We start from the raw sequence: 16,318 nt of genomic DNA, 5'->3' as shown, positions 1-16,318 counted from the left end.
GGGAAAACACGAGGCGCAGTCAAAAAACAACAAACAAAAACCACCAAACACACTATTGAGTTCTCAAACAACACGCCGTTTTCGGGCAACCCCACCAACCTACTACCTCTTGGTCGGGCTGTCAAGCTCTTGCTCTGGGCTTTTTCGGCCCCGCTCGCTGCTGACTTGGAATACATTAGCGGGCTGATCTTGATTTTACAAAACGGCTGCATATGGGCGGTTTTTCGCCCAAAACGCGTCACGCGGCAGTCCGCCGGAAGGCTCAGCGCGACACGCCAACGGCCGTCAACTGACTCGTTCGACCTCCGCGCCCAGACTTACGAGGTTCTCCACGAACAACGGGTATCCGCGATCGATATGGAAAACGTCATGAACCTCGGTATCGCCGTCGGCAACCAATCCCGCCAACACCAAACCGGCGCCGGCACGAATATCCGAGGCCCACACCGGTGCACTCGACAATTGCGGAATTCCGCGGACCACCGCGTGATGTCCGTCGGTCCGGGCGTCCGCGCCCAGGCGGATCATCTCCTCGACGAACCGGAACCGCGCTTCGAACACGTTCTCGGTGATCATCGACGTGCCCTCGGCGATGCACGCCAACCCGATGGCCATGGGCTGCAGGTCGGTGGGGAATCCCGGATACGGCAGGGTCGCGACGTTGACCGCCTTCGGCCGTTCGTACTGCACGACCCGGAAACCGTTGTCGTGCTGCGTCACGGTCGCGCCGGCATCGTGGAGTTTGTGCAGCACCAGCTGCAGATGCTGCGGATCCACACCCGTCACCGCGACGTCGCCTCGCGTCATCGCCGCGGCAATTCCCCAGGTCGCTGCCACAATCCGGTCACCGATCACCCGGTGCTCCGTCGGATGCAGCTTGTCCACCCCGGTGATGGTGAGGGTCGAGGTCCCTCCCCCACTGACCTTGGCGCCCATCTGGTTCAGCATGTCGCAGATGTCGACGATGTCCGGCTCACGTGCCGCGTTGTGGATGACGGTCACACCCTCGGCGAGCACCGCCGCCATCAGGATGTTCTCTGTCGCCCCCACCGACGGGAACTCGAGCTGAATCTCCGCCCCGCGCAGGTGGTCAGCTTCTGCAACCACGCAACCGTGCTCGATGTTGCACCGGGCACCGAGCTGGCGCAGGCCGGATTGATGCATGTCCAGGGGTCGCGATCCGATCGCGTCGCCGCCGGGTAATGCGACTTTCGCCTTCTTGCAGCGCCCTACCAGCGGACCGAGCACACACACCGAAGCGCGGAACTGCCGGACCGCGGCGAAATCCGCGTCGTACTTGGGCTCGTCGGGCGAGGTGATCCGGGCAACGTCGCCGTCGAGCTCAACAGTCGCTCCGAGACCACGCAGCACCTCTGCCATCAACGGCACATCCAGGATGTCCGGACAGTTGGTGATCGTGGTGGTGCCTTCAGCCAACAACGCTGCGGCCATCAGCTTCAGCACGCTGTTCTTAGCGCCCCCCACGGCAACCTCGCCGGACAACCGGCTACCCCCAGTCACCACGAAACGCTCGCTCACGCGGCTAAGTGTAGACAGCGGCGGAGGCCGGTGTCAGGCCACAAAGAAGTCACCGCGAGTACGGTTTCACCATGGCTGTGCACCTGACCCGCATCTACACCCGGACCGGCGACGACGGGTCGACCGGGCTCAGCGATTTCAGCCGCGTGTCGAAGAACGATTCGCGCCTGGCCGCCTACGCCGACTGTGACGAAGCCAACGCCGCGATTGGCGTCGCGGTCTCGGCAGGCGCGCCTGATGAACGAATCCGCTTGGTACTCCTGCAGATTCAGAATGATCTCTTCGATGCGGGTGCCGACCTGTCGACTCCTGTGGTCGAGAATCCGGAATATCCGCCGCTGCGAATCACCCAGCCGTACATCGATCGGCTCGAAGCCTGGTGCGACGAGTTCAACGAGCCGCTGTCGAAGCTCACGTCGTTCATCCTGCCCGGCGGCACTCCGCTGTCGGCGTACCTGCACGTCGCCCGGACCGTGGTTCGGCGGGCGGAGCGGGCGGCCTGGCAGGCAATCGATGAACACGGCGACAGCGTCAGCGTCCTGCCGGCCAAATATCTGAACCGGCTGTCGGATCTACTGTTCATCCTGTCGCGGGTCGCGAACCCTGACGGTGATGTGCTGTGGCAGCCCGCCGCGGGACGCGGTAATGGGGAAACAGCGGAAGGATCGTAATTCAGACCGCGCGGCGCCGGGACCGCGGCGACGGCCGGGCCTCGAGCCACGACGTGAAAGCCGTCAAAGCTCCACGGTCCAAAGCAATTTCGTAACCCCTGCGCCGTTCGGGACTGTTGTCACGCAGCTCGAGAATGACCGTCTGATCGGTCATGATGTCGAATTCGTCGCCCCGCGGGGCGCGGCGCCCGACGACTTCCAGGCCACGACGGGACAGTCTGCGGTCGGGCCACCAGCGCAGGCTCGACAAACGATAAAAGCCGGCCTCACCACCGCGGTAGCGCATGACTCCATGCCGCCACCCGTGGCCGCCGGCAGCTGGGTAGTCGCGCAGGATGGCGGCGGTGCCGCCAACCTGACGCAACTTCCACAAGCGATAACTCAGTGCGGCAACAGCCAGCACCAACACGCCGACGAGCGCGACCATCATCAACATGGACGCGCTCATCGGGGTATCAGTCGAGCTGGCCTACGGCGCGCAGACGCGCCCGGCCCCACGCAGCGGTCGCCTCGTCGTCAGACGCGGCATCGGCCTTGGCCGCATGCGCATCGATCTCCGACTCCAGCGCCGCATCTTCCACGAGAATCCGCACGGTCTCCTCGGTCACCGAGAGGAACCCACCGGACACCGCGATCCGCAGATCATCCTCGCCCTCGCGCTCGACCCGGACCATCGCGTCCTCGACCAGCTGGCCGACCAACGGGATGTGCCGGGGCAGGATGCCGATCTCGCCGGCGGTGGTGCGAGTGAAGACGAATGTGGCCTTGCCCGTCCACAGCGCGCGCTCGACGGCGACGATCTCGACGTCCATTTCGGCCATGTCACACCACCTTTCGACTGTGTTGTTTGCTCTTCGCGCAAGCGCTCAGCGCATGGGTAACCAACGAGATCACAGCTTGGCGCCGAGGCTTTCGGCCTTCTTCGCCAGGTCGTCGAGACCACCGATGAGGAAGAACGCCTGCTCCGGCAGGTGGTCGAAGTCGCCCTTGGCGAGACGGTCGAACGCCTCGATGGTCTCCTTCAGCGGCACCGTCGAACCCGGCTGGCCGGTGAACTGCTCGGCGGCCATCATGTTCTGGCTCAGGAAGCGCTCGATCTTACGCGCGCGGTACACCAGCACCTTGTCCTCTTCCGACAGCTCGTCGATACCGAGGATGGCGATGATGTCCTGAAGGTCCTTGTAGCGCTGCAGGATTCGGATGACTTCCTGAGCAACCCGGTAGTGCTCGTCGCCGACGACGCTGGGGTGCAGGATCGTCGAGGACGACGCCAGCGGGTCCACGGCCGGGAAGATGCCCTTGGAGAACACCGCACGAGAGAGCTCGGTGGTGGCGTCCAGGTGGGCGAACGTGGTGGCCGGGGCCGGGTCGGTGTAGTCGTCGGCGGGCACGTACACGGCCTGCATCGAGGTGATGGAACGACCACGGGTCGAGGTGATGCGCTCCTGAAGCTCACCCATCTCGTCGGCCAGCGTCGGCTGGTAACCCACGGCCGAAGGCATACGACCCAGCAGGGTCGAAACCTCGGAACCGGCCTGGGTGAACCGGAAGATGTTGTCGATGAAGAGCAGCACGTCCTGGTTCTGCTCGTCGCGGAAGTACTCGGCCATGGTCAGGGCCGACAGGGCGACGCGCATACGAGTGCCTGGCGGCTCGTCCATCTGGCCGAACACCAGGGCGGTGTCCTTGAGCACGTTCGCGTCCGCGAGCTCGACCCACAGGTCGTTGCCCTCACGGGTGCGCTCACCGACGCCGGCGAACACCGAGGTACCACCGAAGTTGCGGGCGATACGGTTGATCATCTCCTGGATCAGAACCGTCTTACCCACACCGGCACCACCGAACAGGGCGATCTTGCCACCACGCACGTACGGCGTGAGCAGGTCGACGACCTTCAGACCGGTCTCCAGCATCTCGGTGCGGGGCTCCAGGTCGGCGAAGGCCGGCGGCTTGCGGTGGATGGACCAGTGCTCGAACTCCTTGCCGTAACCCGGCTCGTCGAGGCAGTCACCCAGAGCGTTGAACACGTGGCCCTTGACGCCGTCGCCGACGGGCACCGAGATCGAGGCACCGGTGTCGCGGACGTCGGTGCCACGCACCAGGCCGTCGGTCGGCTGCATCGAGATGCAGCGCACCAGATGGTCACCGAGGTGCTGGGCGACCTCGAGGGTCAGGGTCTTGGCCAGCGCACCGAAGGTGATGTCGGCGTGCAGGGCGTTGAACAGTTCGGGCACCGAGCCACGCGGGAATTCGATGTCCACCACCGGGCCGGTGATGCGAACCACGCGACCAGTGGTCTTGGTCTCTACAGCAGAAGTCATATCTCTCTTCGCTTCCTACGGGGCCTATTTCGCGTCGGCCAGCGCATTGGCGCCACCGACGATTTCGCTGATTTCCTGGGTGATCTGGGCCTGGCGCTCGCGGTTCGCGGCGAGGGTCAGGGCCTTGATCAGGTCGTCGGCGTTGTCCGTTGCCGACTTCATGGCGCGTCGACGCGAAGCCGACTCCGAGGCCGCGGCCTCAAGCAGTGCCGCGTAGACACGCGTCGCGATGTACCGCGGCAGCAGCGCATCGAACAACGTGTCCGCACTCGGCTCGAACGAGTACAGCGTGTGGACGCCGGTCGGCTCCCCCGTGTACTCGACGGCCAGCGGTGCGATCCGCACGGCCTCGGCGGTCTGCGACAGCATCGACTTGAACTCTGTCGAGACGATGTGCAGTTCGTCGACACCCAAGATGCCGTCGGCTCCCGGTCCGTCACCCTGGTCATCGGCACCCGCCATGAATGCCGATACCAGCGTGTCGGCGATCTCCTTGGCGTTGACGTACTCCGGACGCTCCGAGAAACCGGTCCAGGACTCGATGACCGAACGCCCGCGGAAGCTGTAGTAGCCCAAGGCCTTTCGGCCGACCACATACAGCACCGGTTCCTTGCCCTCTTCACGCAACAGCGAGAACAGTTCCTCGGCCCGGCGCAGCACGTTGGCGTTGTAGCCGCCGCACAGGCCGCGGTCCGACGACACCACCAGCACCCCGGCACGCCGGGGATTCTCCCGCTCGACGAGCAGCGGGTGATCCAGCGCGCTGGCTCCCGCAAGCTCGGTGAGCATGTTGGTAATCTCAGTTGCGTAGGGCCGGGCTGCATCAACCCGGGCCTGCGCCTTGGCGATCCGCGACGTGGCGATCAGCTCCTGCGCCTTCGTGATCTTCTTGATCGACGAGGCGGATTTGATACGTCCGCGTAGCTCGCGCAGTGTGGCTGCCATTGGTTACCTAGGCCTTCTTCGGTGCCGGCTTGTGGACCTTCACCGACTCCTGGCCGAGGTCAGCGGGATCCAGTGCCTCGGCAGCGGCTTCCTTGACGACGACCGAGCTGCCGTCGGTGGCGGCGAAGCCCTTCTTGAACTCGTTGATGACCGAGACCAGCTTCTCCTCGTTCTCCTCGGAGAGCTTCTTCGTCGACTTGATGCCGTCGAGGATGTCGGCGTGGCTGGCCTTCACGTGCTCCAGCAGCTCCGCAGAGAAACGTGAAACGTCCTCGACCGGAACCGAATCCAGGTGGCCCTGAGTGCCGAGGAAGATCTCGATGACCTGGTCCTCGACCGCCAGCGGGCTGTACTGCGGCTGCTTGAGCAGCTCGACCAGGCGAACACCGCGGTCCAGCTGAGCCTTCGAAGCGGCGTCCAGGTCCGAGGCGAACGCCGCGAAGGCCTCCAGCTCGCGGTACTGCGACAGGTCCAGACGCAGCGAGCCCGCCACTTCCTTCATGGCCTTGATCTGGGCGGCACCACCGACGCGGGACACCGACACACCGACGTTCACGGCCGGGCGAACACCCTGGTTGAACAGGTCGGACTCCAGGAAGCACTGGCCGTCGGTGATCGAGATGACGTTGGTCGGAATGAACGCCGAGATGTCGTTGGCCTTGGTCTCGATCACCGGCAGACCCGTCATCGAACCACCACCGAGCTCGTCGGACAGCTTCGCGCAACGCTCCAGCAGACGGGAGTGCAAGTAGAAGACGTCACCCGGGAAGGCTTCGCGGCCCGGCGGGCGACGCAGCAGCAGCGAGATGGCGCGGTAGGCGTCGGCCTGCTTGGACAGGTCGTCGAACACGATCAGGACGTGCTTGCCGTTGTACATCCAGTGCTGGCCGATGGCCGAACCGGTGTACGGGGCCAGCCACTTGAAGCCGGCGGGGTCAGAGGCGGGAGCCGCGACGATGGTCGTGTACTCCATGGCGCCACCCTCTTCCAGCGCACGCTTCACGCTGGCGATGGTGGTGCCCTTCTGGCCGATAGCGACGTAGACGCAGCGCACCTGCTGCTTCGGGTCGCCGGTCTCCCAGGCCTCGCGCTGGTTCAGGATGGTGTCGACGCAGACGGCGGTCTTGCCGGTCTTGCGGTCACCGATGATGAGCTGGCGCTGGCCGCGGCCGATCGGGGTCATGGCGTCGATGGCCTTGATACCGGTCTGCAGCGGCTCGCTGACGCTCTGGCGCTGCACGACCGACGGGGCCTGGAGCTCGAGGGCACGACGGGTCTCGGCCTTGATCTCGCCCTGACCGTCGATGGGCTCACCCAGCGGGTTGATGACGCGGCCGAGGAACTCATCGCCGACCGGCACCGAGAGCACCTCTCCGGTGCGCTTGACCTGCTGGCCCTCTTCGATCTTCGCGAAATCACCCAAGATGACCGCACCGACGCTGTGCTCGTCGAGGTTCAGGGCCACGCCCAGAACACCGCCGGGGAACTCGAGGAGCTCCTGCGTCATAACCGAGGGCAGACCCTCGACGTGTGCGATGCCGTCACCGGCGTCGACGACAGTGCCGATCTCTTCACGATCGGTCGAGGCCGAGAACGTCGTTACGTAGTTCTCGATGGCACCTTCGATATCAGCAGCCGAGATTGTCAACTCTGCCATGGTTTTTGGTCTTCCTAGTCTTGGGTGTTTCGGAGTTAGTCGGGCAGCCGATTGGAGGCGGCAGCCAGTCGTGACGAGATGGAGCCGTCGATCACCTCGTCACCGACGGTGATGGTCAGACCACCGAGGAGGCTCGGATCGACATGCAGCTGGACGGACACCGGGTGGCCGTAGATGCGGGTCAGGACCGACGCGAGTCGGGTCCGCTGGGCATCGGACAGCGCCGCGGCAGCCTCCACGTGGGCAACAACCTCACCGCGGCGGGCGACTGCCAGCTCGGCCAGATCGAGGACCGCCTGGTCGGCACGTTCGCCGCGCAGCAGGCTCACGGTCTGCGTCAGCAGCGCCTTGACGGTGCTGTTGAGCGAGCCGTGGGCACCGGTAAGCACGTTGTCCAGCAAGGCAACTCGGCCGTCGACCGGAGTGCCGTAGTCACCGAGCAGCGTCGACAGGCGCGGCTGCGCGTCCAGCACACGGCTGAACCGGAACAGCTGGTCCTCGACCTCGGCGACCTCACCGTTGACCTCGGCCCGTTTGATCAGCGCCAGGCGAGCGACGTGCTCGATGGCGTCGACCAGATCGGGCTGCTCCGACCACCGCGACGACACCGCGGAGCGCAGCAGCTCCAGAGCGGGGGCGCCGATCTTGCCGGACAGCACCGCATCCAGCAGGGTGACCTTGGGGGCCGCGTCGTCGGCGGGTTCGGCCAGGTGCCGGGCGAGGTTGACCTCGGTCAGCAGCAGCCGGGTGACGGCAGCCAGATCATCGGCCAGCGCGGTCAGCGCCGCCGCATCGAGACTGCCTGCAGTGGCGTCGAACTTGGTGACCAGCGCGTTCAGTGAATCCCGGCTCGCGGCCCGCAGCTTCACCTCGGCGTGGGTACCGACCTCAGCGGCGGACGGCGCCATCTGTTCCAGATCCGCGAGGAAGCGGTCCACGGTGCCGGCCTGAGCGGCGGGCTCGGCGACGTACCGGCGCACCAGTTCGTCGGCCTTGGCCACCGACTCCGCGCCCAGCTCCTGACGGAGCTCGCGGATCACGCCCTGGCGCATCAACTCGACGTGCTGGCCGCCCTGCGCCTTGATCCGCTCAGCGTCGATAGCGGCCTGCTCGGTGAGCTGCTCGACGATGCGCTGCGAATCGTGCCGGGCCTCGTCGGTCACCTTGGCCGACTCTGCATTGGCGTCGGCGAGAGCCTTGGCGTGCATCTTGTCGGCGTCGGCGAGTTTCTGTGCAGCTTCGGCACTTTCGGCCAGCGCGACACGAACGGCTTCCTGCTGCTTGGCCATCAAGCCCTTCACCGGAGGCACGACGTACTTCCAGATGATGAACACGATGACGGCAAAGCCGATCAGCTGCCCGATGAAGATTTCCATCTAGTGGCTCCCGCCTGATTTCACGTCAGATGCCAACTCCACACCGAGGATGCGGCTCGCCAGCGTCTGGGACAGGTTGTCGACCGACGACTGCAGTTCGGCCTCTGTGGACTGCCGCTGCGCGGACAGTGCCTGGTCGGCACCTTTGAGGGTTTCGGCCACCTCACCACTTGCCGCTGCACGCGCCTGGTCGACGACCTTGCGGCCCTCGTTGCGGGCCTCGTCACGGATGGCCGAAGCCTCCGTGCGGGCACCCGCCATCGCCGCGTTGTAGTCCGCCTCTGCGGCGGCCACCTGCTCAGCCGACTTCCGGTTGTCAGCAGCGGTCTTGGCCAGCATTTCCTCGCGTTCGACCAAGACCTTGCTGATCGGTGGCACAACCCACTTGCCGATCACGCCGAGCACGATCAGGAAGATGATCAGCACGACGAAGAAGGTCGCGTTGGGGATCAGGAAGTTCTGACCCCCGCCACCTTCTGCTGCTGCCTGGCCCGAGGCCAGGATGGTTGCGCTCAATTCACCCATGTCGACGGATTACGACAGGCCCGGGGTGGCGAACACGAAGAGCGCCATGAAGGCCAGGTTGATGAAGTACGCGGCTTCCACCAGACCGACGGTGATGAAGAACGGGGTGAACAGGCGGCCCTGGGCCTCCGGCTGGCGGGCGATGCCCGAGATCAGCGCGTTACCGGCGATACCGTCACCGATACCGGCACCGATGGCGCCACCGGCCATGATCAAGCCACCGCCGATGAGGGCGCCCTGGATGATAGTGGCGTTCGTTGCTGCGTCGGCCATTCTCTTTTTCCTCCTTGGTAACTGGTAGCTGCGCTACCAGGGTCTTATTTGTGGTTCCTACAGGTCTTGCGGGACTTAGTGGTGCTCGTCGAGTTCCATCGACTGGCTGAAGTACAAGATGGTCAGCAGCGCGAAGATGAACGCCTGGATCAGACCGACGAACAGGTCGAAGGTCTTCCAGATGGCGTTCGGCGCCCACTGCACGTACCAGGGGAACATCGCGATCAGGGCGACCAGGATGCCGCCGGCGAACATGTTTCCGAAGAGTCGCAGAGACAGCGAGACCGGCTTGGCGATCTCCTCGACGATGTTGATCGGAGCCAGGACCGCGACGTGACCCTTCAGCAGCTTCTTGAAGTGGCCGAACACACCCCGGCGCCAGATGCCCGCAGCGTGGTAGCAGAGGAACACGAACAGCGCGAGCGCCAACACGTAGTTGATGTCCGACGCCGGCGGGGCCAGCAGCTCCTTAGCGCCACCGTCTTCCCCACCGAACTGCACCGGCAGGACCGAGAGCCAGTTGGAGATCAGGATGAAGGTGAAGATCGTGACGGCCAGCGGCAGCACGAACGGAGCGACCTTCATACCGATCGCAGTCTCGATCTGCTGGCGCATCTGGATGGTGATGGCCTCGAAGAACAGCTGAACACCGCCGGGCACTCCGGTGGAGGTCACCTTCGCCTTCACGAAGAAGGCCAACGCGATGACGATGACCGCGGCCACGCTGGTGGCGATGATCGTGTCGACGTTGAAGGTGTAGCCCCACAGCTCGTGCTGCTCGTGGTGGCCGACCTCGATGGCGGCCTCGGCGGCGAATTGTTGAATCACTTGGGTCGTCAGTCCTTTGCTTCTGATCCGTCGTGTGCTTCTGGTTGGTCGGCACCGGCACCACCGTCACGCTGGCCGGCGCGGACCTTCTTCATCACCGGCAATGCGGTGCTCATGACAAGAATCGCCTGGAACAGCGCCACCCCGAAGAGGACACCGATACCGGCCGGCTTGAAGAACCAGGTGATCAGCAGGGCGATCACCGAGATGACCACCAGCCGCATCGCGGAGTTGGCTGCCATCTGCATCTTCAGGGGGTGATCCTTGGCGGTGACCTTGGCGACCGCGCGACGGACCATCAGGGCGTTGGTCAGACCGAGCGCCATTCCCAGACCGAAGAAGGCGCCGAACTTGAGATTGCCGCTCACTGCGTAGCCGCCGCCGAGCGCGATGGCCGTCACGAGGAGCGAGACAGCAAACAAACGCACGGGCCGAAAAGCCACTGCCGGCAACACCAAAGGCGCGTCCTGCGCTGGTGTCGTCATGGTGTTCACCTCAATCCCGCGGTCACGAGTGCCGTCCCCATATACCTGGCAATCCTGTGTGCGTGCCCACAGAGCGTATCGAAGGTCACATCGAGCGCGTCGGGCACACTGGAATCACCCAAGGGGAAGCTCCCTTTGTCGGTCGTCATTCGGCGCCGATCGGCTTGTGCGAACCGATGGGCCGGGCCGGCAACCCGCGAGGTTTTTCGGGTTCTGCCAGAACCGTACCACATGGTGGGCACCCAAAAACGGGCACCTACTACTTTTTGTCGTACTCGCCTTCTGGCAGGTCATCGCGCCGCCGCAGGAGCGGAATCAGGGTGAAAACAGCGGCCAGCAGGATGGCCCCGAGCATCACCGCACCCGTGTATCGGGGGTCGAAGAAAATGGTGCTGGCCGCCCCCAGCGCCACGATGCCCACCCATAGGTAGATGAGCAGGACGACGCGGCGGTGCGAGTGGCCGATCTGCAGCAGCCGATGGTGCAGATGCATCTTGTCGGGACTGAACGGGCTCAGGCCGGCCCGGGTACGACGGACGATCGCCAGCAGCATGTCGAGGGCGGGCACGAACATCACCGCAACCACCAACAGGAACGGCGACAGCAAAGCAAACACGTCGCGCGCGCCGTAGGCGTTCTGGGAAATCGGACCGGCTGCGGTGGTCGACGCGGCAGCCAGCATCAGGCCGATCAGCATGGACCCGGAATCCCCCATGAAGATGCGGGCCGGATGGAAGTTGTGCGGCAGGAAACCCAGACACGCGCCGGCAAGCACCACCGAGATGACGGCCGGCGGGTAGAACAGCACGTCACCGCCGTGGTCACGCAGCAGCCCCACCGAGAAGATGCAGATGGCCGACGCGGTGATGAGACCGAGCCCGGCAGCCAGGCCGTCGAGCCCGTCGACGAAGTTCATCGCGTTGACGATCGACACCGTCAGCGCCAGGGTCAGCAGGATGGACGACGCCTGGTCCAGCACGATGGTGCCGACGCCGCCGATCGGGATGTACAGCACACTCCACGCGACACCCATGGTGACCAGGACGCTGGCCGCGGTGATCTGGCCCGCGAACTTGGTCAGCGCGTCCAGGCCCCAGCGGTCGTCGATCAGGCCGATGAGCATGATCAGGCCGCCCGCCACCACGACCGCCGGCATACCCGACGAATAGACGAAACCTCGCGTCAGGGCGGGCAATTGGGAGGCCAGCAGAACGGCGGCGACCACCCCGATGTACATGGCCAGCCCGCCCATGCGCGGGACCGGCTGGACGTGGACGTCACGTTCGCGCGGGTAGGCGACCGCACCGAACCGGAAGGCCAGCGCCCGCACCCAGCCGGTGGCGAAGTAGGTGATGATCGCCGCGGTGAGACCGACCAGCACCAGCTCCCGGAGCGGGACCCCGGTGCCCCGGTCGATCTGCGCGAGCAGCCGGCCTGCGTCGGCAACTACGGTCACGACATCTCGCCGGTCAGGGACTCCAGTTCGACGCCGAGCACGTCGGCGATCTGCGCGACGGAGATCGGTCCTTCGCGCAGCACCCGCGGGGTCGCGCTGGTGAGGTCGACGATCGTGGACGCGGCCTGCTTGGTCGCCGGTCCGGCGTCCAGGTACACCTCGACCTTGTCGCCCAGCTGCGCCCGCGCCTCCTCTGCGTTGACGGCGGGCGGCTGGCCGGAGATGTTGGCGCTGGACACAGCCATGGGGCCGACCTCGCGCAACAGCTCGATGGCCACGGGGTGCAGTGGCATGCGCAGCATGACGCTGCCGTTGGTGTCACCGAGGTCCCACGACAACGACGGGGCCTGGCGCACCACCAGGCTCAACGCGCCCGGCCAGAACGCCTCGATCAGGTCGCGCGCAGACGGCGGCACGGAGTAGACCAGGCCGTCGATGGTGCGCCAGGAGCCGACCAGGACCGGGACCGGCATGTTGCGACCCCTCCCCTTTGCGGCCAGCAGCGCCGCCACCGCCTCGCCGTTGAAGGCGTCGGCGCCGAGCCCGTAGACGGTGTCGGTGGGCAGCACGACCAGGCGACCGCCCTTGAGCGCACTGATCGCCGAGGCAATCCCAGTGCCGCGCTTGGCCGCATCGCCGCAGTCGAACGTCTCCATCTATGACTCCTCACGCAAGCATTCGTCGGTTGCCATGACCCGTTTACCGTCGAGTCGCGGTGACGAACCGGGGCCGCCCGGTCAGATCGCTCCGCGCGGTGATGCCTCCGAACGTACCGTCGCGCTCCAACGCGGCCACCACCTGATCGGCCGTGGTGTCGTCGTGCTCGATGCCCAACGCGCCGCCGGGCCGTAGCAAGCGCGCCGCCAGCGCGATGATCGGCACGATGACCGACATGCCGTCGGGCCCGCCGAACAGGGCCGCGGCCGGGTCGTGGTCGATGACTTCGGGATCGAGCTCGGCACCGTCCGGGATGTACGGCGGGTTGGATACCAGCAGGTCCACTGTGCCGTCCCTGTCTGCCAGCAGGCTGGGAACAGTGACGTCGGCCTCCAGCACCTCGACGGCGGTGCCGGCACAGTTGCGCCGGGCGTAGACCAGGGCCTCCGGGGATTTCTCGACGGCCACGATCTTCGCCTGCGGCCAGGTGTGCGCCAACGCCAACGCCAGCGCGCCCGATCCGGTGCACAGGTCCACGATCACCGAGTTCGGCGGCACCGGCTGCTTCATGGCCCACTCCAGCAGTGCCTCGGTCTCCGGGCGGGGAATGAACACTCCCGGGCCGACTTGCACCTCCACCGGACCGAATGCGGCCGTTCCGACCAAGTGCTGCAAGGGAATTCGCTGCGCGCGACGTTCCACCAGGTCACGGAAATGCGCGTAGAACGCGGCGTCGGGCTCGGCGAACATCACCCGGGCGCGGTCAACCCCGGCAGCGTGCGCGGCAAGGTATTCGGCGTCGACCCGGGCGGAGTCGACGCCCGCGGCGGCCAGCACGGCCGCCGCGTCAGCGATCGCTTGTCGGACGGAGCTCACTCTTGCGGGTCACTCCTGCGCGAGCCGGGCCTGCTTGTCGGCGGCCGCCAGGGCGTCGAGCAGCGCGTCCATGTCGCCGTCGAGCACCTGGTCGAGGTTGTGGGCCTTGAAGTTGATGCGGTGATCGGCGATCCGGTTCTCGGGGAAGTTGTAGGTCCGGATGCGCTCGCTGCGGTCGACGGTGCGGATCTGGCTGGCGCGGTCGGCGGACGCGTCCGCCGAGGCCTGCTCTTCGGCCAGCGCCTGCAGCCGGGCGGCGAGCACCACCATGGCGCGGGCCTTGTTCTGCAGCTGCGAGCGCTCGTTCTGGCAGGTGACGACGATGCCGGTGGGCAGGTGCGTGATGCGGACCGCCGAGTCGGTGGTGTTGACGCCCTGACCGCCCTTGCCCGACGACCGGTAGACGTCGATACGCAGGTCGGATTCGTCGATCTGGACCTGCTCGACGTCCTCGGGCTCCGGGTAGACCAGGACGCCGGCTGCCGAGGTGTGCACGCGACCCTGGGATTCGGTGACGGGCACGCGCTGCACGCGATGGACACCGCCCTCGAATTTCATGCGCGACCACACGCCGTCGGCCGAGTCGCCCTTGCTGGCGATGGTGATGGTGGCGTCCTTGTAGCCGCCGAGGTCCGACCAGGTCTCGTCGAGCACCGTCACGGTCCAACCGTGGCGCTCGGCGTAGCGGATGTACATGCGCGCAAGGTCGGCTGCGAAAAGGGCCGATTCCTCGCCGCCCTCACCGGACTTCACCTCGAGGACGACGTCGTCGGCGTCGTGCGGATCACGCGGGGCCAGCAGGTCGGTCAGCTTGGCGTCGAGTTCGGCGACGCGGGCCTCCAGCTCGGGCACCTCCGCGGCGAACGCGGCGTCCTCGGCGGCCAGCTCGCGGGCCGCTTCGAGGTCACCCCGGGCAGCCTCGAGCTTGCGATAGGTGACGACGATGGGCGACACCTGCGCGAACCGGCGACCGACCTTGCGGGCCGCGCCGGCATCAGCGTGCAGGTTCGGGTCGCCCAGCTGCCGTTCGAGATCGGCGTGCTCGGCCAGCAGTGCCTCGATGCGGGGCGCTGTGTCTGTCTCTGCCACTTGAGGACTCCTGCGGTTGTCTGTGCCGGGTGCCGGATACGAAAACGGCGCCCGGACCTGACGCGAATGCGACAGATCGGGCGCCGTGAACGAAGCTAGCTCTCGGACGCGGCCTTCGAGCCGGTGTTGCGCTTGCCGTACCGCTTCTCGAAGCGGGCCACGCGGCCGCCGGTGTCGAGAAGCTTCTGCTTGCCCGTGTAGAACGGGTGGCACTGCGAGCACACCTCGACCACGATGTGGCCGCTTTCCTTGGTGCTACGAGTCTGGAAGCTGTTGCCGCAACCGCAGACCACGGTGGTCTCGACGTATGCGGGGTGAATACCCGATTTCATTTCATGGTCCTCTGTGATCGATGGCGCCGGGTCGCCCGATTATTCGGACGTGAACCGGAGCCGAGGGGGTTCGGCGGTCCATTATGCCAGGTCAGCCGCCAAGGTCCTAAACGCGTCCGGGCCGCCGACTATTCCTGGGCGCCGCGCCGGCCCAGGTCGGCCAGACGATGCTCCAGGAATCGTCGTTCGGGGTCGGTCGCGGCCAATGTCAGGGCGCGTTCGAACGCGGTTCGCGCCTCGTCGGTCCGGCCCAGGCGCCGCAGCAATTCCGCCCGAGTCGACGGCAGGTAGCGGTAATCGCCCAAGTCAAGCGCGTCGATGAGGTTCAGCGCCCGCCCGGGGTCGCCGGCCTCGGCGATGGCCACCGCGCGATTGAGGGCCACGACGGGCGACCCGGTCAGCTGTTCGAGCCGCTCGTACAAGACCACCACCTCGTCCCAGTCGATCTGCTCCTCGGCCTGCAACGAGGCGATGGCGGCCTGCAGCACATAGGGCCCGCCGGCCAGCCGCAAAGCCAGCGCGCGATCGAGAGCTGCCCGTCCGGCATCGACCTTGGCCTGGTCGTGCACCGTGCGGTCCTGCTCGGCGAGCGGCACCACGCGGCCGTCGACCACCCGGGCCGCTCGTCGCGAATCGTGCAGCAGCATCAGCGCCAGCAGCCCGTAGGCCTCGGGCTCGTCGGCCAACAATTCCGCGAGGAGCCGGCCCAGCCTGATCGCATCGGCAGCCAGGTCACCGCGCTCGGTGAAGCCCTGGTTGAAGATCAGGTAGATCACCGCGAGCACCGCCGCCACCCGGTCGGGCAGCAGCCGGTCCGCCGGCAGGGCGAACGGGATGTTCGTCGCCCTGATCTTGGTCTTGGCGCGGGAGAGCCGGCGCTTCATCGTGTCCTCGGAGACCAGGAACGCGCGCCCGATCTCGGCCGTCGTCAGCCCGCCGAGGGCCCGCAGGGTGAGGGCCACCTGGGCCTCGCGGGCCAGCGCCGGATGGCAGCACATGAAGATGAGCTGCAGGCGTTCGTCGCCGATGGTGCTGTCGTCGAGGTCGATCTCGTCCATGGTCGTCGCCTGTCGATCCGCTTGCAGCAGCCGGGTTTTGGCGCGCAGCGTCTGCTCGCGGCGCAGCCGGTCGACCGCCGCATTGCGTCCGGTCCGCACCAGCCAGGCCACCGGCGCGTCTGGCACGCCGTCGCGGGGCCACCGCTCGGCAGCGCGGACGAACGCCTCCTGCGCGGCATCCTCGGCGAGCTCGAAGTCGCCGAGGATGCCGATGAGCGCGGCCAGGACCC

At 66.2% G+C, this 16,318-nt stretch carries 18 protein-coding genes; 1 reads left to right on the top strand and 17 read right to left on the bottom strand.

Annotation, left to right across the window (positions count from 1 at the left end):
* Positions 1-285: 285 nt before the first annotated feature.
* The gene (gene murA / locus AC3WTE_RS28485) at positions 286-1,539 is read right to left on the bottom strand and encodes a UDP-N-acetylglucosamine 1-carboxyvinyltransferase (RefSeq protein ID WP_020104139.1); all 1,254 of its coding nucleotides are present in this window, start codon (positions 1,537-1,539) and stop codon (positions 286-288) included.
* Positions 1,540-1,610: 71 nt separating this feature from the next.
* Between murA and AC3WTE_RS28480 the strand changes: the two genes are divergently transcribed.
* Positions 1,611-2,210 carry a cob(I)yrinic acid a,c-diamide adenosyltransferase gene (locus AC3WTE_RS28480; RefSeq protein WP_492442839.1) on the top strand — a complete coding sequence of 200 codons (600 nt, stop codon included), beginning with the start codon at positions 1,611-1,613 and terminating at the stop codon, positions 2,208-2,210.
* Between the two features lies 1 nt (position 2,211).
* On the opposite strand, the gene AC3WTE_RS28475 is transcribed toward AC3WTE_RS28480, so the two are convergent.
* From AC3WTE_RS28475 to AC3WTE_RS28400, 16 genes are all read right to left on the bottom strand, one after another.
* Entirely contained in the window at positions 2,212-2,658 is a 447-nt protein-coding gene (locus tag AC3WTE_RS28475; protein ID WP_459368826.1) for a DUF2550 domain-containing protein, read from the bottom strand.
* A gap of 7 nt (positions 2,659-2,665) precedes the next feature.
* Positions 2,666-3,031, bottom strand: a complete 366-nt coding sequence (locus tag AC3WTE_RS28470) for a F0F1 ATP synthase subunit epsilon (protein WP_043397041.1) — start codon at positions 3,029-3,031, stop codon at positions 2,666-2,668.
* A 69-nt stretch (positions 3,032-3,100) separates the two neighbouring features.
* Positions 3,101-4,531 carry a F0F1 ATP synthase subunit beta gene (gene atpD, locus AC3WTE_RS28465; RefSeq protein ID WP_492442838.1) on the bottom strand — a complete coding sequence of 477 codons (1,431 nt, stop codon included), beginning with the start codon at positions 4,529-4,531 and terminating at the stop codon, positions 3,101-3,103.
* Between the two features lie 24 nt (positions 4,532-4,555).
* Positions 4,556-5,476 carry a F0F1 ATP synthase subunit gamma gene (locus AC3WTE_RS28460; RefSeq protein WP_492442837.1) on the bottom strand — a complete coding sequence of 307 codons (921 nt, stop codon included), beginning with the start codon at positions 5,474-5,476 and terminating at the stop codon, positions 4,556-4,558.
* Positions 5,477-5,483: 7 nt separating this feature from the next.
* Positions 5,484-7,133, bottom strand: coding sequence for a F0F1 ATP synthase subunit alpha (atpA, locus tag AC3WTE_RS28455; RefSeq protein WP_459368823.1), 1,650 nt, complete (start codon positions 7,131-7,133; stop codon positions 5,484-5,486).
* 35 nt (positions 7,134-7,168) lie between these two features.
* Positions 7,169-8,509, bottom strand: a complete 1,341-nt coding sequence (locus AC3WTE_RS28450) for a F0F1 ATP synthase subunit B/delta (RefSeq protein ID WP_492442836.1) — start codon at positions 8,507-8,509, stop codon at positions 7,169-7,171.
* A complete protein-coding gene (locus AC3WTE_RS28445; RefSeq protein ID WP_459368821.1) occupies positions 8,510-9,034 on the bottom strand; it encodes a F0F1 ATP synthase subunit B in 525 nt (174 codons plus the stop codon).
* A gap of 9 nt (positions 9,035-9,043) precedes the next feature.
* Positions 9,044-9,307 (bottom strand): F0F1 ATP synthase subunit C, encoded by a 264-nt coding sequence (locus tag AC3WTE_RS28440; protein ID WP_020104130.1) that lies wholly within the window; start codon positions 9,305-9,307, stop codon positions 9,044-9,046.
* Between the two features lie 75 nt (positions 9,308-9,382).
* On the bottom strand, positions 9,383-10,135 hold the full coding sequence (atpB, locus tag AC3WTE_RS28435; protein ID WP_313888593.1) for a F0F1 ATP synthase subunit A: 753 nt from the start codon (positions 10,133-10,135) through the stop codon (positions 9,383-9,385).
* Positions 10,136-10,143: 8 nt separating this feature from the next.
* Positions 10,144-10,620 (bottom strand): ATP synthase subunit I, encoded by a 477-nt coding sequence (locus tag AC3WTE_RS28430; protein ID WP_492442835.1) that lies wholly within the window; start codon positions 10,618-10,620, stop codon positions 10,144-10,146.
* A gap of 259 nt (positions 10,621-10,879) precedes the next feature.
* Positions 10,880-12,076, bottom strand: a complete 1,197-nt coding sequence (locus tag AC3WTE_RS28425) for a glycosyltransferase family 4 protein (RefSeq protein WP_138229120.1) — start codon at positions 12,074-12,076, stop codon at positions 10,880-10,882.
* Complete coding sequence (locus AC3WTE_RS28420) at positions 12,073-12,732, bottom strand: L-threonylcarbamoyladenylate synthase (protein WP_492442834.1); 660 nt, start codon at positions 12,730-12,732, stop codon at positions 12,073-12,075. The genes AC3WTE_RS28425 and AC3WTE_RS28420 overlap by 4 nt, the downstream gene beginning before the upstream one ends.
* Before the next feature lie 43 nt (positions 12,733-12,775).
* Complete coding sequence (gene prmC / locus AC3WTE_RS28415; protein WP_492442833.1) at positions 12,776-13,609, bottom strand: peptide chain release factor N(5)-glutamine methyltransferase; 834 nt, start codon at positions 13,607-13,609, stop codon at positions 12,776-12,778.
* 9 nt (positions 13,610-13,618) lie between these two features.
* Positions 13,619-14,698 carry a peptide chain release factor 1 gene (gene prfA, locus AC3WTE_RS28410; RefSeq protein WP_492442832.1) on the bottom strand — a complete coding sequence of 360 codons (1,080 nt, stop codon included), beginning with the start codon at positions 14,696-14,698 and terminating at the stop codon, positions 13,619-13,621.
* 95 nt (positions 14,699-14,793) lie between these two features.
* Positions 14,794-15,030, bottom strand: a complete 237-nt coding sequence (gene rpmE, locus AC3WTE_RS28405; protein WP_455982682.1) for a 50S ribosomal protein L31 — start codon at positions 15,028-15,030, stop codon at positions 14,794-14,796.
* Between the two features lie 128 nt (positions 15,031-15,158).
* Positions 15,159-16,318 (bottom strand): RNA polymerase sigma factor (locus AC3WTE_RS28400; RefSeq protein WP_492442831.1); only part of this gene is annotated, 1,160 nt, incomplete at its 5' end.

This window comes from Mycobacterium sp. FW102-FHT13B02 (assembly GCF_058790275.1).
This window is presented reverse-complemented; position numbering and strand designations above follow the sequence as displayed.

Bases quoted from the DNA above. Each gene is read 5' to 3' on its own strand.
- AC3WTE_RS28480 (WP_492442839.1), top strand. From the start codon at position 1,611: ATGGCTGTGCACCTGACCCGCATCTACACCCGGACCGGCGACGACGGG.
- AC3WTE_RS28475 (WP_459368826.1), bottom strand. From the start codon at position 2,658: ATGAGCGCGTCCATGTTGATGATGGTCGCGCTCGTCGGCGTGTTGGTG.
- AC3WTE_RS28470 (WP_043397041.1), bottom strand. From the start codon at position 3,031: ATGGCCGAAATGGACGTCGAGATCGTCGCCGTCGAGCGCGCGCTGTGG.
- atpD (WP_492442838.1), bottom strand. From the start codon at position 4,531: ATGACTTCTGCTGTAGAGACCAAGACCACTGGTCGCGTGGTTCGCATC.
- AC3WTE_RS28460 (WP_492442837.1), bottom strand. From the start codon at position 5,476: ATGGCAGCCACACTGCGCGAGCTACGCGGACGTATCAAATCCGCCTCG.
- atpA (WP_459368823.1), bottom strand. From the start codon at position 7,133: ATGGCAGAGTTGACAATCTCGGCTGCTGATATCGAAGGTGCCATCGAG.
- AC3WTE_RS28450 (WP_492442836.1), bottom strand. From the start codon at position 8,509: ATGGAAATCTTCATCGGGCAGCTGATCGGCTTTGCCGTCATCGTGTTC.
- AC3WTE_RS28445 (WP_459368821.1), bottom strand. From the start codon at position 9,034: ATGGGTGAATTGAGCGCAACCATCCTGGCCTCGGGCCAGGCAGCAGCA.
- AC3WTE_RS28440 (WP_020104130.1), bottom strand. From the start codon at position 9,307: ATGGCCGACGCAGCAACGAACGCCACTATCATCCAGGGCGCCCTCATC.
- AC3WTE_RS28430 (WP_492442835.1), bottom strand. From the start codon at position 10,620: ATGACGACACCAGCGCAGGACGCGCCTTTGGTGTTGCCGGCAGTGGCT.
- AC3WTE_RS28420 (WP_492442834.1), bottom strand. From the start codon at position 12,732: ATGGAGACGTTCGACTGCGGCGATGCGGCCAAGCGCGGCACTGGGATT.
- rpmE (WP_455982682.1), bottom strand. From the start codon at position 15,030: ATGAAATCGGGTATTCACCCCGCATACGTCGAGACCACCGTGGTCTGC.